The following is a 12,343-nucleotide window of genomic DNA, read 5'->3' on the forward strand; positions in this document are numbered from 1 at the left end:
AGTTCCTCGGGTGTGGTCGATGGTGGGATAGTGTCCCCCTCTGCCGGCAGATCGCCAAGCCGATGAATGAATGCGTGAATAATTCGCGTCAGGCTGACGACAATTACGTCCCGGGCAGCTTGCATTTCGTGGAGGTGGTTAGGTGTTCCGCCTGACTGGAACGAATACGATACGGTTCGTGCTCGCCGGGGTGATCGCCCTCACGCTGCTCGCTCTGGTCGTCTGGCTCTTCTATCCATCGGACGAGCCGCCGAAGCCGCGAACCGATGGTCCGACACCGACCGCGCCCGCCGCGGACGGTTGCGAGGGAGTCGTCGACACCGACACGAGAGAGTGCCTCGGCCCGGTCACCGACATCTCCAGGCTCGATGGCAGCATCCGGGAGGTCACCGGGAAGATCCTCGCCATGAATCGAGAGGTCGAAGGCCAACCCCGCTACGTCCGGGTGGTGCTGCTGACGCCGCTGAGCGTCGCCCCGGCACCCGCCGCGTCGGCGATGTCCCTCGACCAGGTCGGGTTCAGCCTGCAGGGCGCGTACGCGGCCCTGCGTCGGGCCAACACCTCGGCGGCCTTCGGCGACAAGAACGCCCCTGCCGTGCAACTGCTCCTGGTCAACCAGGGCAGCGGTCAGCCGTTCCACGAATCACTTGTGGAGGGGATCGTGGCGCTGGGCGACGCCGAGCATCCGGTGGTGGCCGTCGTGGGTCTGGGCTCCAGCTTCACGGGCACCGAGAAAATGGCCGCGGCGTTGTCGAAGCTGGGCATTCCCATGGTCGGCGCCGTCACCTCCGCGACCAGCCTTACCGCCGCGGATTTCCCGACGTTTCACAGCGTGTCCCCGAGCAACATCGACTACGCGACGGCGTTGAAGGATCTGCTGGACAAGAATCCCGAGACGCTTCCCCGCAACGGAATCGTGGTGCACGACCGGAACGACGACCCTTATCCGCGGACGCTGACGGCGGCCTTCACCAGCGTGCTGAAGGATTACGTCAAATACCCCGCGCAGTCCTTCACCGGTGGCACGGTCGGCAACCCGGCCATGCCGCGGGTCTTCGACCCCATCGTGCGGAACCTGTGCAGCGCGGTGAACAACGGGAACAAGACCAGGAAACTCCAGATGGTGTTCTTCGCCGGCCGGGTCGCCGACTTTCCGAGCTTCGCCGAGGCGTTGAAGGAGCGAATCTGCCGCAGTGATCCACTGACCATCATGGTCGGTGCCACCGGCTTTCAGCTCTCCCCGCAACAGGTGGCCCTGCTCGACGCCGCCAACGTCTCGGTCATCTGGGCCTCCTCGGCGGATGCGCCAGCCTGGATCAAGAACCGGCCCGGCACGCCGGCTGGCTTCGCGGACTTCCTCAAGGTCTACCGCGACGAGGAGAAATATCCGGCCGATACGCTCAACGACGGGTACGCGGTGATGTACCACGACGCTGTCGCGAGCGCCGTGCGGGCGATTCGGATGGCCGTCGGGCGCGACAACATACCGACAGCCGACGGCGTGCAGACCCAGTTCAGCAACCTCGCACTGGCGCACGAGATCGTCGGCGCGACCGGCACCCTGACGTTCGGCGAACGGGCGGACATCGACGGTCGGGCCACCGGCAAGGCCGTGATGTACCGGCAGATGGGCAAGACGCCGCCCCGACTGCCGGCCGACGCGGCGCCCTACCTCACCCGGTGAGGCCGGGGCCCTCGCCGGCGTCGGGCACCAGCCAGTGTCGGCTGCGGGGGTCGTCGTAGGCGTCGATCCACTCGTTGGGCCGCCACACCCGTACGCCCCGAATCGCGATCCGCGGCTGTAGCCCGAGCATGGTCAGCGCCAACGCCAACTCCACCGCCGCCAGCAGGACCGTGGTGATGCCGCCGGCCAGACCCAGCACACCGTCCGGTCGGGCCAGATCCCAGCCGACCGCGGCGAGCGCCGCCACCGAGAGCACTGTCAGCAACGCGCCCGTCGCCCGCTCGGCGGCGTGGCGGTCGACCCGGTGCGCGCCGAACACCGGAACGACGACCGAGGCGCTCCGGCGACGCCAGTCCGCTTCGAGGCTGGCCCAGTGGACCGGGTCGGTGGCCTTGGCCGTCAGGAAGCGGTTGACGTCCGACGCGTCCAGATCGACCTCCTGCGCCCAGCACAGCAGCGTCACCAGGTTCGACTGCCGGTCCAGTCCCCGCCGGAACGGATACACCTGCTGGCGGAGGAGCGCGGTGGCGAACCGTGGGTGCGCGGCCGGTTGACGGTGCAACGCCGCGAAGCAGGCCGGATCGGTGGCGAGTCGCACCAGGCGGTCGATGAGCGGCACCAACGAGTGGTCGTCGGGGGTCGCGCCCTCCGCGGTGCGCAAGCATCGCCACAACGGTTCGACGAACCGCGGATCGTCGGGTACGACGCCCACCAGCCGGACGACCATGGAGCGGCTGACGGAACTCTCTCCCAGCCGTTCCACAAGCATCGTCATCACGTCGAGCAACGTTTCGTGGGTGCCGCCGAGCGCGTCCGCCGCGTCGGCCTCGCCGGCGACCTTCGTCAACCAGGTGAAGGCCTGGTCGCGGGCGGCGTCGCGGATCGCCGCCCGGGGCGACGCCGTGGCGCTCAGCACGGCTGCCAGGGCGGAGAGCATCACCGGGGGCCTCGGGTCGCGCAGGGGTTCGGCCATCCGCTCCAGTACGGCGAACCCGACCGGGTTGAGGCAGTCCGCGCCCGCCAGGCAGGCGCAGGCGAGGATCGGGTCGATCTCGGCCAGCTCCCCGATGAAGCCGGTGACGACCGACTGGTCCGCGGTGGCCGTGTAGAAGAGCACCACCCGACGCCACTCGCGTTCCATCGCCCGCTCCCGCAGCAGCCGCAGGCCCTCGTCGCTCTGGCGCAGCAACTCGGAGGCGACCAGATGTTCCTGCAACGAACGGTGGACGAACTCGTACTGCCCGTCGCTGACCGGGCTGAGCAGCCCGGACCGGTCGATGATCTCGTCGACGAAGTCGTCGGCCCGGCCGTTCAGGTTCTGCCGCAGCCGGTCGCCCGTCGTCGACACGAAGTCGGCGAGCGCGGCCCGGTCGAACGGTCCGAACCCCTGCGGGCCGAGCGCCGCCCGCAGCGCGAACTCCCGCAGCACGCGCAGTTTGTCGGCCTGGTCGAACTCGTTCACACCGGTGGTGAGCCCGTCGGCCCGGAAGCTGTGCCGGCCGAGCATCTCGTCGATCATCTCGTCGTACAGCCGGGCCGTCGAGTGCGCGATGGCGGGGAACTTCCGGCCCGCGTACAGGCCGATCGACATCGAGAGGACAAGCGGATTGCGGTGCAGCCCCAGCGTGCCCGACACGCGTAGCTGCTCCATGAACCGCTGCGGCCCGTCGACGTCAGGGAACCGATCCGGAAAGGCCCGCAGGTAGGCGAGTATCTCGGTGTCCCGCAGTGGCGCCAGCGCGTAACTGCGGTGCGCCCCGAACCGCTCCGGCTGCCAGTCGTCGGCGATCCGCAGAAAGGTGAGCCGCCGACAGGTGATCACGATCCGGGCGTTGGCGGTTGGCAGTTCCGGCGTGTGGTCGCTGAGAAACCGGTACACCTCGTCACGGACGGCCGAGTACGCGGTTGGCGTCACCTCGTCCAGCCCGTCGAGCAGCACGACGCAACGCTCCTGCTGCAACGTCTGGGCGAGGAACTGGTGGGCTTCCTCCTTGGTCAGCGCCAGCCCCTTCTGTGACCGCAGCACCCCGAGGATGTGATCGGTAAGCGCGCCGGCCTGTCCGATGCCGCGAAGCAGCCGCACCGGCACCAGGAACGGCACCTCCCGGCCCCGCCCGGTGCCACGTCGACCGTCGACGCCGCCCAGCGCCGCGATCCCGAACGCCTTGAGCGTCGTCGTCTTGCCGGACCCCGCGTCTCCGAGCAGCACGACGTGGTTGTTCCGGTCGGCAATCCGCTCGCCGGCGTCGGCGGCCCGGTCCGGCTGCCCGTCCTCGGTGACGAACAGCGGCACCAGGGTCCGTTCGAGTCGCAGTGTCTCCGGCGCCGCCAGGTACGGGTTGTACACCCGGTACTCCTCGACGAACCACCGGCGGTACCGCTCCTCGGGCGCACCGCGTCGGAGCTGGCTCATCCGTCGAACCAACCAACCGGAAATTAGCACCGCGGTCGCCGCGACGCTCATGAGCACGTCCGCCCGCTGGATCCAGACGAACGCCAACCGCAGCCACTCCAGCATGTCCACGTACCAATGGTGCGCTATTGCTGTCACCATGCGTGACGGCGCGGTCACGAATCGCCGGGAGGTGTGTGGTTATACGTGAGTCCAGTCGGGAACTGCCGGGCACCGCACACCCCGGCGTCCACTTAGGTGCCGTAACCTCCCGCCCCGAGCGCCATCAGTGCGCAGTTCGTTCGGAAACGCGGGATTCACGCCGTGGCGTCTCGCGGACGGCAGGTCGAAAGGTTGGGCAGGACATTGCAGGGACAGGCGTCCACCACCGTCGAGGTGGAATCGGCACGGGGCGGGGCCACCGCCGGGTCGGTACGAACCGATGCCGCAGCGGCGGCGACGCCCCGATCCGATCAGCAGTCGGGGCTGACCGTCGTCGCGGCGTCGCAGCAGGCTGGCCCCGGGGCGGTGCTCGCGGGGTTCGGGCTGATCGCCGCCGGGGCTGTCGCCGGCTGGGCGATCTGGCGGAGCGGCATCTCCGCCGCGAAGATCCAGCCGGAGGACTCCACGGGGGTCTTCCTCACCCTCCTGGTGTTCGCCGCGGCTGTCGAACGGATCCTGGAACCGTTCTCACGCTGGCTGCCCGGACGCGCCGCCGAGGCCGCGTTGACGCGTACGTTGACCGAGGTGGACGCCCGGCCCGACGGCCCGACGGAGGCCGACCGGGAGGCGGTCGCCGCGGCCACGGCGGTGGTGGCGCGGGCGAAGGCGAACCGCACGATCGTCGCGTGGGGTCTCGCGAGCGGGCTCGCCACCGTGGCGTCCAGCGCCGGTGGTTTCTACATCCTGCACGCGGTCGCGGGCGGGGACTGGAACGGAGTGGCGGTCTGGATCGACGCCATCGTGACCGGTGTGATGGTGGGCAGTGGCACCAAGCCCCTGCATGACCTGATCAACCGCGTGCAGAACGGACCGCCGTCGCCGGCATGATCCACCTGAATTCGTTGAGCTCGGGGTGTCCGCACCCTGGGGATACCCCGACTTCAGCGATGTCGTGTCGGCAGCGCTCTACCCCGTCTGCGTCGAGGCGTCGTCGGTCTGCACCGAAGCCCTTCGATCCAATGTGTCGGCAGCGAGCGCGGCGGCACCGAGGATCTCGTCGCGTTCTCTGTTTGTGAGACCTTCGTCCTCAAGGAGCCCGAGCAGCAGTACCGTCCGGGCGACGATCGCCGCCGCGCTGTCGGGCACCGCGGGGCGCTCACCGAGCGCCGCCCAGACCAGCGCCTCCGCCAGCACCGGGTCGACGTCGCGCCCGGTCGCGTCGTAGCGTTCCCGGGCAGACGCCACGAACCGGATCACCGGTGCCCGGTCCTGCCCGGCGACGAACCGCCGCCGCACCGCCACGAGCAGCGCCCCGGCGAGCAGATCGGCGTACCGCCGCCAGTCCGGCTCGGTGAACCGACGCAGTCGCCGTTCGTGGCCCCGCAACCGGCCAGTCAGCAGGCCGCGCAGCGCCGCGTGCGGATCGGTCATCATCGGCGTCCCCTGATCATCGTGCGCGCTCTCCTTCGTCGGCGTCGGCTGGTCACCAGGACGCTCGCCGCGTGGCAGCCACGCGCGATCTCCTCGGTGCTGGTCCTGGTGTGGCTGGCCTTGGTGCCCTGGTGGGCTGCGGGCGGTGCCACCGGCTCGCCGGTCAGCGCAGCCACCGAGCGGTCGATGCGGCAGCCGCCGACCGCGAGCCGAGCGGCGACCAGGTCCAACCTGGTGATGGCCGCCGCGAAGTGCCGGGCCGCGACCGCGTCCGGCACTTTCCGGGTACGCCGAAGCCGGTCCTCGGTCGCACCCAAACGCCAGCGAACGCGGGCGGCCAGTGCGGTGGCCCGGTCCGCGTCGACCCGAGCGGCACACAGTCCGGCGAGCAGGTCCCCGGCCGAGCCTGCCGACGACTCCCGATCGGCGGCCAGGCCGGCGTAGACCAGGGTCAGCGCCTGCCAGCACTCAGTGACCGCGTCCTGCCAGGGCAGTCGCCGGCCGGGCGCTCCCGCCCCGTGCAACTGGGCGCCGGCCCGGTCGGTGGCGGAGATCGTCGCGAGCCAGGCAGCACGCAGGTCGTCCACGGTGTCGGTGCTCATTCGCCCGCCTCGGCGGTGGCTTTGACGAAGCGGGCGAACAGGACGTCCACGCAGGGGTAGTCCGCACCGCAACCGCAGACCCAGCGGCGCACAACGCGGGGCGGATGAGCGAAGAGCAGGTCGTCGGCATCCTCGACATCCTGATCGGACACCAGGTGGGGGCGTTGTTCGGGTCGGTCTGGTGGGTCGGTGGGGCGTTCGTCGGGTCGATCGGGCATCGAGGGCTCCCGGTGGGTTGGTCTCCTTGCTGGTCACGGCCTGTGGGCCGGGGCGGCGTGCGGGCACGCCCCGGCACGCCCGGCCGGACGGGGGGACCGGCCAACCGGGCGCTCTCTGCGCGGTGGGAACGAGCCAACTCCTCGGGTGCTGACCAGGGAGCATGCTCAGTTCGGAGCCTAGGATAACAAGCTATCGCAGTCAAGGTATCACTTGCGATAACAAGGTGAGAAGTGGTCGAATGGCGGTGCTGACCAGGGAGTACCGCTGATGCCACCAAACCCCAAGTGGGTTGAGCTTGCCGAGCACATCCGCAAGCAGATCGCCTCGGGCGAGTTGTCGCCCGGCGACAAGCTGCCCTCCACCACGCAGCTCTGTCAGATTCACGGCGTCTCCGCGATCGTCGTGCGCAACGCGATGCTCACCCTGAAGGCGGAGGGACTCGTGGTTGGCGTGCCCGGCGTGGGCGTCTACGTCGCCGAACGCTGAGCAGGGCCGATCTCCTCGCGCGACGTAACCTCCCCACGAGATTCCCCGCTCCCGTAATAGCGGAAAAGCAATCGCGTGGTCGCGTTGGGTGGGCAGATCTCGTACGCTCCCATGTGGTCTCCGCCGGTGCGTGGCGGAGGCGATGGTCGACCACGGGGAGGCGCGCGTGAGCGCAGCACAGATCATCGCGAGGTTGGCGGCGGCGTCGCAGAAGCTGGATGAAGCGAAGGCCAAGACCGCAGCGGCAGCACAGGACGCGGCCGAGGCCCGAGCGCTTGTCGCCGGTGCCCTGGAGGGCGTGGCTGCTGGCCCGTTGGTCGGCATGATCGACGCGTACCGCCAGGCTTTGGCGCAGGCATCTCAGGGTGGTGACCCGGCGAAGCAGCATGTCCAGGAGACGATCGCCAAGGTCAGAGCGCTGGGAAACTGACCACGGGTGGTGGTAGCACAGCCCACCAACAGCCCGCGGCGATGTCGGGATCCGTGATTCCTAACTTGTTCTTGAGGCAGGCGGTCCCTGGCCAGCAGTACGGATCAGGCAGCCTTGGAGGCGAGCAATCTCTTGAGAGACCAGCTCGTCCGCGCTGATCAAACCCGATGCCACGTCGCGGAGCTTGTCCTGCCAGTCCTGGTCGAACTCTTTTCCTTCTATGGCGGCGTTCGCAGTGGCTAGCCCGACAGCAGTCTCCGTATGCGCGATCTGCCGCGCGTAGTACGTCCGCATGAGGTCGGTGCTTATCCTTGCCGACGAACTGGCTGACTCGGGGAGGGCACCTCGGGCAATTCTCCAGGGCAGCTCGTTGTGCGTCATCAGGGACAGCTCGCTTGCCGAGAACTTGCCGTACTCATCGGTGACCCACTGGACGGTCCTGTGTTGATCTGACGTTAGGCGTGCGGCCTCCCCGTGTGGCCACTGAGACACGGTGAGCTGCCTACGGTGGTGTCGGTAGAGGGGTGGGACGACGGGGCCCTCCCGCCAAGCTTCGATCGGCTCGGGGAACAGCAAGGCTCCCTCGCGTGCCAGGTGCCACCCTTGGCAGTAGTACACGAGCTTTTCGAGCTTCATCGCTGTGACACTGCCGAGTTTGCTGAGCACTGCCGCCGCGACATCGTGAGCGGTAGCCATCTGGTAACACCCCCTACCCCGGCCTGGCTTCGAGACTAGCGATCGGTTGGGATCTCGCTGACTCTGGGCTGGTGTCGAGTCGACTTCGACCCTATAAGCCGAGGCGAACCAGGCGGTAGAACATATGTTCGATCAGTCCGCCAACTTCGGGTTCCTTAAGGAGCACCCGCTGCTGGTCTGGCACGGCGCGGGTGCTGAGCTGTTCGTCTATCTCGACGCCCAGGTCGCGATGTTCAAGATCCGCGCTTTCGGCGACGAGATGGCCAAGAACCTGGAGGCGGCGCTGCGCGAATTCGCCGCCATCGCGGACGCCTTGTCATCGCGTGCCGCCCAGCCCACAGACACTTGAGTACCTGCGGAGCGTCAGACAGCGTGTCGCTGTGGATAGGTGGTGCGATTCGATAGGCTCCCTGGTATGACCGGATCGGTGAGCAAGAAGTCGTTCTCGCTTCCGCAGGACGTGGCGGAGCGCTTGGAGCGTGAGCCCAACGCCAGCGCGTACGTGGTCGACACGATCCGGGCACGGATGCGTGCCGAGGATCTCGACGCCGAGTTGGCCCGCCGGGGCATGACCGTGACGGCGGAGGGACAGGCTCGCGCCAGGGCCCAACGCGCGCAGGTCGAGCAGGAGTGGTCGCCTGGTCGACGCGCCGCGCTGCGGGACCGCTCTCGCCGCGCGGCAGCGGAGATGCTCGACGGCTCCGGTAGTCAGGCCCCGGCGGCATGACGAGTCCCGACGCGCCGTCGGTCCGGCTGATACTTGACCGGTCCGCGCTGCTCGCCTACGTGGCTGGATCCATGGACGTCGCCGAACCCATCCATGAGGTCGCCCAGGACGGGGTCCGGTTCGGCGTGCCGGCGATAGTCGCGGCCGAGGTGCTGGCGGTGGTGGACGATCCGGGCGATCGAGCCGTGCTGCATCGGCTGCTCGAACGTCCCGCCTGTGCGGTGCTGCCGACCTGGGGTGAGGACTGGCAGGAGTTGGCGTACTGGCGTGTGGTTACCGGTCGGGTTGACCTCGCCGCTGCCGTGATGGCTGTTCTGGAGCACGATGCCTCGGTGCTGAGCAGCGAGGTCAAGGCGTACGGGGACGGCGGTGACCTTCCGGTCATTCGCTTTCCCGGCTAGCGCGACCGACCGGATCAAGCGGTGCTGCGGACGTGTCGCTGAACCAGGGCGGCGCTTCCGCTGAGGGAGATCAAACGACCGGAGACTCTTCCCGGGGTGCGCGCTCGATGACGATGAGGGGAATCTCGCGGTCGGTGCCCTGCTGGTAGCGGGCGTACGTCGGGAAGACCTTCGTCATCACCGGCCACAGTCGGACCCGTTCCTCGGCCGTCGCCGTCCGGGCCCGACCGGAAAACCGCTCCGCGCCGACCTGGATCTCCACGGTGGGGTCGGCGCTCAGGTTCAGATACCAGGCGGGGTGCTTGCTGGCACCCCCGTTGGACGCCACCAGGAGGTGGTTGTCGCCGTCGCGGCCGTACATCAGCGCGGTGCGGCGCAGTTTGCCCGTTCGGCGTCCGCGCGTGGTGAGCAGCAGCGACGGTACGCCGTGGAAGGTCTCACCGTCGGTGCCGTCGGTCTCCACGTAGCGCCGGACGTGCTCGGCGACCCAGCCGACCGGGCTGTCCTCGATCGTTTCGTGCTGCTCCTGCGCCGTCACGGCATTGTCTCCTCTGTTGGGCCTGCCCGGAGGCGGGGTGCCCGGTGGCGGGCTGGGCCGGCGGTCGGCCCGGCCGGCGGCCGGCCGGGCTGGGCTGGCGACAGGGGCCGGCCCGTTCCCGACTCTGAGACCTGCCGGGCGCTGTTCGATGCATTGTGCCGGACCACCCGGTTGCCTCGCCGACCGTGCCGACGCCGCGAAGACGCGCCGGTCAGGACGTGGCGGCGGACTGTCCACTGCGGTCGGCCGACCGGGTGCCGTGCCCGGGGCGGGTGGTCAGCACCTGGGGGCCGGCCTCGGTGATCGCGACGGTGTGCTCGGAGTGCGCGGTGCGTGAGCCGTCCGCGGACCGGATCGTCCACCCGTCCTCGTCAAACTTGATCTTGTCGGTGCTGCGGCAGAACCACGGCTCGATCGCGATCGTGAGGCCGGGCTTGAGCGTCATGCCCCGGCCGGGGCGGCCCTTGTTGGCGACGTGTGGGGCCTCGTGCATGGTGCGGCCGATGCCGTGCCCGCCGAACTCGTTGTTGACCTGGTAGCCGTAGCGGTGGGCGACCTCGCCGATAGCGGCGGAGACGTCACCGAGCTGGTTGCCCGGCTGCGCGGCGTCGATAGCGGCGACCAGCGCGACCTCGGTGGCCTCGATCAGCTTGAGGTCTTCCGGGGTGGGGGTGCCGACGATGACGGACAACGCGGAGTCGGCGACCCAGCCGTCGATACCGACCGCCATGTCGATGCTCAGCAGGTCACCGTCGCGCAGGGAGTAGTCGTGCGGCAGGCCGTGCAGCACGGCGTCGTTGACCGAAAGGCACAGGACGTTGCGGAACGGGCCGCGGCCGAACGACGGCGCGTAGTCCCAGTAGCAGGATTCGGCGCCCCGCTCCTTGATCCGACGGCGGGCGTGGTGCTCAAGGTCCATCAGGTTGACCCCGACGGCGGCGACCTCGCGCAGCTCCGCCAGCAACTCGCCGACGAACTGACCGGTCACGGCCATCCGTTGGATTTCCTCGGGGGACTTAAGCTCGATCACGACTAACCCTTCCTGTCCGTAGCGGTATATTTATACCACGCCTCGGCGGGTCCGCCTCGATGGCGTTGCTGGTCCGCCAAGGCAGACCTATCCTGCTCACATGGTTCGCCCACCGCTCACACCCGCGCAGATCGCCGCGGGCCAACGTCTCGGGGCGGCGCTTCGGGTCGCGCGAGGTGGCCGCCCTCTCGTCGACGTGGCACTGGCGGCCGGCATCTCGCCGGAGACGCTCCGCAAGATCGAGGTGGGTCGGCTCCCGGCGCCCGCGTTCGGCACTGTGGTCTGCCTCAGTGAGGTCCTCGGCGTCCAGCTCAGCGACCTTGCCGAGGTGTGGCTGGCCGACCTGCGCGTCCGCGAAGCGTCCTGACCGAGCGTCCGCGACCGCGTCCTGACCGAGCGTCCGCGACCGCGTCCGAGGGAGCGGCCGCCAACGCGGCGCCGGTCACCCGCGCGAGCGCGGCAGGCAGCACTTCTTGTATTTCGTACCCGATCCGCACCAGCAGGCGTCGTTGCGGCCGGGCGGCCAGGCCCGGAGGTCGGGCCCGGTGAGTGAGTCGGCGTACTCGTCCTGTGTTTCCTCGTCGGTGGGGTCGCTGCCCTCACGTTCGGCGAAGGCCGCCAGCCCGGCGGCGGAGCCGACGACCACGCCCAGATCGACGCCGCCCAGCCCGGAGGCGTCGACGAGGGCCCGCTCGGTCTGGGCGCGGTGCTCGTCCCAGGTCGCGGGGTAGCTCTCGACGAGTGCGGGCCAGCGCAGCAGTAGCGCGTTGAACTCCGCCTGCGGCCAGAACAGCAGCGTCGCGGGCCCGTCGTCGAGCGCGTCGAGCGCGTGGTTGCTCGCGGCGCGCAGCCGGTCGGCGAGGTTGTCGTACTCGTCGTGCGGCAGGCCCATCTCCTCGCGCAGGTTGTGCCGCCGCTGGGTCAGCCCGTAGATCATGGCCGCGGCCTCGTCCTGGGCGTCCTCGGATTCGTGCTGCTGGTCCCGGGTCCGTGCCAGGATCGCGTCCAGCGCGGCGGTCAGCCACTCCAGCGCCAGGTCGGGGTGGCCCGCTTCGGCCAGCTCCTCGATCAGGTACGTGGCGTTGGGATTGGTTTCCAACAGGGGGCGCAGGGCGGTCAGCTCGGCCATACCCTCGTCCTCGCGGCCGAGGCTCAGCAGCAGACCGGCGCGCACCGACCGGGCAAACGTGTCCTCGTCGGGCTGTTCGGCGATGGCGCGGGTGGCCAACGCGAGCGCGTCGGCCAGGTCGCCCGCCTGCCTGAGGATGTCCGTGGCGACCAGTAGGACGTACCCGGTGTCGTCGGGGTCGGCGACCCGCCCCTCGTCGACAGCGCTCACCAGTTCGGCGACGAGCGCGGCCGGGTCCGGGCTCTCAGTCGCCAGGGAACCGATCTCCTCGATGCGGTCGGCGGTCAGCAGTTCGGGCATGGCGGCATCCTGAAGCAGGGGAAGGTGGATGGGGGAGCGGCCAGCGTACTCCCGCAGGCCCTGGATGCCCGTGAGCCCGGGGCGCGTTGCGCCCCGGGCTCACGATCCACGCACTT

At 69.4% G+C, this 12,343-nt stretch carries 16 protein-coding genes; 8 read left to right on the forward strand and 8 right to left on the reverse strand.

Annotation, left to right across the window (positions count from 1 at the left end):
* Nucleotides 1–178 precede the first annotated feature (178 nt).
* Entirely contained in the window at nt 179–1,684 is a 1,506-nt protein-coding gene (locus ABZU25_RS29675) for a hypothetical protein (RefSeq protein ID WP_355032662.1), read from the forward strand.
* Here ABZU25_RS29675 and ABZU25_RS29680 read toward each other — a convergent pair.
* Nucleotides 1,674–4,202 (reverse strand): NACHT domain-containing protein, encoded by a 2,529-nt coding sequence (locus ABZU25_RS29680; RefSeq protein ID WP_355032690.1) that lies wholly within the window; start codon nt 4,200–4,202, stop codon nt 1,674–1,676. The two genes, ABZU25_RS29675 and ABZU25_RS29680, sit on opposite strands and share 11 nt — an antisense overlap.
* 240 nt (nt 4,203–4,442) lie before the next feature.
* Here ABZU25_RS29680 and ABZU25_RS29685 point away from each other — a divergent pair, with 240 nt between their 5' ends.
* On the forward strand, nt 4,443–5,126 hold the full coding sequence (locus ABZU25_RS29685; RefSeq protein WP_355032663.1) for a hypothetical protein: 684 nt from the start codon (nt 4,443–4,445) through the stop codon (nt 5,124–5,126).
* Nucleotides 5,127–5,204: 78 nt separating this feature from the next.
* Here ABZU25_RS29685 and ABZU25_RS29690 read toward each other — a convergent pair whose 3' ends face one another.
* Genes ABZU25_RS29690 through ABZU25_RS29700 form a run of 3 tightly spaced genes read right to left on the reverse strand, consistent with a single transcriptional unit; the run spans nt 5,205 to nt 6,489 of the window.
* Nucleotides 5,205–5,669: a hypothetical protein gene (locus ABZU25_RS29690; RefSeq protein WP_355032664.1), complete on the reverse strand. Its 465-nt coding sequence runs from the start codon at nt 5,667–5,669 to the stop codon at nt 5,205–5,207.
* The gene (locus ABZU25_RS29695) at nt 5,669–6,271 is read right to left on the reverse strand and encodes a hypothetical protein (protein WP_355032665.1); all 603 of its coding nucleotides are present in this window, start codon (nt 6,269–6,271) and stop codon (nt 5,669–5,671) included. Before ABZU25_RS29695 ends, ABZU25_RS29690 begins: the two co-directional genes overlap by 1 nt.
* A complete protein-coding gene (locus ABZU25_RS29700; protein ID WP_355032666.1) occupies nt 6,268–6,489 on the reverse strand; it encodes a hypothetical protein in 222 nt (73 codons plus the stop codon). The genes ABZU25_RS29695 and ABZU25_RS29700 overlap by 4 nt, the downstream gene beginning before the upstream one ends.
* 268 nt (nt 6,490–6,757) lie before the next feature.
* On the opposite strand from ABZU25_RS29700, the gene ABZU25_RS29705 reads away from it, so the two are divergent.
* Both ABZU25_RS29705 and ABZU25_RS29710 read left to right on the forward strand, forming a co-directional pair.
* Complete coding sequence (locus ABZU25_RS29705) at nt 6,758–6,976, forward strand: winged helix-turn-helix domain-containing protein (RefSeq protein ID WP_355032667.1); 219 nt, start codon at nt 6,758–6,760, stop codon at nt 6,974–6,976.
* 166 nt (nt 6,977–7,142) lie between these two features.
* The gene (locus ABZU25_RS29710; RefSeq protein ID WP_088949318.1) at nt 7,143–7,406 is read left to right on the forward strand and encodes a DUF6244 family protein; all 264 of its coding nucleotides are present in this window, start codon (nt 7,143–7,145) and stop codon (nt 7,404–7,406) included.
* A gap of 60 nt (nt 7,407–7,466) precedes the next feature.
* Here the strand turns inward: ABZU25_RS29710 and ABZU25_RS29715 are convergent, their stop codons facing one another.
* A complete protein-coding gene (locus ABZU25_RS29715; protein ID WP_355032668.1) occupies nt 7,467–8,102 on the reverse strand; it encodes a type II toxin-antitoxin system antitoxin SocA domain-containing protein in 636 nt (211 codons plus the stop codon).
* 124 nt (nt 8,103–8,226) lie between these two features.
* Here ABZU25_RS29715 and ABZU25_RS29720 point away from each other — a divergent pair, with 124 nt between their 5' ends.
* From ABZU25_RS29720 to ABZU25_RS29730, 3 genes are all read left to right on the forward strand, one after another.
* Nucleotides 8,227–8,451: a hypothetical protein gene (locus tag ABZU25_RS29720; RefSeq protein WP_355032669.1), complete on the forward strand. Its 225-nt coding sequence runs from the start codon at nt 8,227–8,229 to the stop codon at nt 8,449–8,451.
* Nucleotides 8,452–8,517: 66 nt separating this feature from the next.
* Nucleotides 8,518–8,829, forward strand: a complete 312-nt coding sequence (locus ABZU25_RS29725) for a hypothetical protein (RefSeq protein WP_210786230.1) — start codon at nt 8,518–8,520, stop codon at nt 8,827–8,829.
* On the forward strand, nt 8,826–9,230 hold the full coding sequence (locus tag ABZU25_RS29730) for a hypothetical protein (protein WP_355032670.1): 405 nt from the start codon (nt 8,826–8,828) through the stop codon (nt 9,228–9,230). Before ABZU25_RS29725 ends, ABZU25_RS29730 begins: the two co-directional genes overlap by 4 nt.
* Nucleotides 9,231–9,300: 70 nt before the next feature.
* On the opposite strand, the gene ABZU25_RS29735 is transcribed toward ABZU25_RS29730, so the two are convergent.
* Complete coding sequence (locus tag ABZU25_RS29735; RefSeq protein ID WP_355032671.1) at nt 9,301–9,768, reverse strand: nitroreductase family deazaflavin-dependent oxidoreductase; 468 nt, start codon at nt 9,766–9,768, stop codon at nt 9,301–9,303.
* A gap of 211 nt (nt 9,769–9,979) precedes the next feature.
* On the reverse strand, nt 9,980–10,798 hold the full coding sequence (gene map / locus ABZU25_RS29740; protein WP_355032672.1) for a type I methionyl aminopeptidase: 819 nt from the start codon (nt 10,796–10,798) through the stop codon (nt 9,980–9,982).
* 100 nt (nt 10,799–10,898) lie between these two features.
* Here map and ABZU25_RS29745 point away from each other — a divergent pair, with 100 nt between their 5' ends.
* On the forward strand, nt 10,899–11,165 hold the full coding sequence (locus ABZU25_RS29745) for a helix-turn-helix transcriptional regulator (RefSeq protein WP_355032673.1): 267 nt from the start codon (nt 10,899–10,901) through the stop codon (nt 11,163–11,165).
* 75 nt (nt 11,166–11,240) lie between these two features.
* Here the strand turns inward: ABZU25_RS29745 and ABZU25_RS29750 are convergent, their stop codons facing one another.
* On the reverse strand, nt 11,241–12,227 hold the full coding sequence (locus ABZU25_RS29750; RefSeq protein WP_355032674.1) for an SEC-C domain-containing protein: 987 nt from the start codon (nt 12,225–12,227) through the stop codon (nt 11,241–11,243).
* Between the last annotated feature and the right edge of the window lie 116 nt (nt 12,228–12,343).

This window comes from Micromonospora sp. NPDC005215 (assembly GCF_040607915.1).
Taxonomy (GTDB): domain Bacteria; phylum Actinomycetota; class Actinomycetes; order Mycobacteriales; family Micromonosporaceae; genus Micromonospora.

Coding starts and splice junctions, on each gene's coding strand:
- ABZU25_RS29680 (WP_355032690.1), bottom strand. CDS start 4,202: ATGCTGGAGTGGCTGCGGTTGGCGTTCGTCTGGATCCAGCGGGCGGAC.
- ABZU25_RS29690 (WP_355032664.1), bottom strand. CDS start 5,669: ATGACCGATCCGCACGCGGCGCTGCGCGGCCTGCTGACTGGCCGGTTG.
- ABZU25_RS29695 (WP_355032665.1), bottom strand. CDS start 6,271: ATGAGCACCGACACCGTGGACGACCTGCGTGCTGCCTGGCTCGCGACG.
- ABZU25_RS29700 (WP_355032666.1), bottom strand. CDS start 6,489: ATGCCCGATCGACCCGACGAACGCCCCACCGACCCACCAGACCGACCC.
- ABZU25_RS29705 (WP_355032667.1), top strand. CDS start 6,758: ATGCCACCAAACCCCAAGTGGGTTGAGCTTGCCGAGCACATCCGCAAG.
- ABZU25_RS29715 (WP_355032668.1), bottom strand. CDS start 8,102: ATGGCTACCGCTCACGATGTCGCGGCGGCAGTGCTCAGCAAACTCGGC.
- ABZU25_RS29720 (WP_355032669.1), top strand. CDS start 8,227: ATGTTCGATCAGTCCGCCAACTTCGGGTTCCTTAAGGAGCACCCGCTG.
- ABZU25_RS29725 (WP_210786230.1), top strand. CDS start 8,518: ATGACCGGATCGGTGAGCAAGAAGTCGTTCTCGCTTCCGCAGGACGTG.
- ABZU25_RS29730 (WP_355032670.1), top strand. CDS start 8,826: ATGACGAGTCCCGACGCGCCGTCGGTCCGGCTGATACTTGACCGGTCC.
- ABZU25_RS29745 (WP_355032673.1), top strand. CDS start 10,899: ATGGTTCGCCCACCGCTCACACCCGCGCAGATCGCCGCGGGCCAACGT.
- ABZU25_RS29750 (WP_355032674.1), bottom strand. CDS start 12,227: ATGCCCGAACTGCTGACCGCCGACCGCATCGAGGAGATCGGTTCCCTG.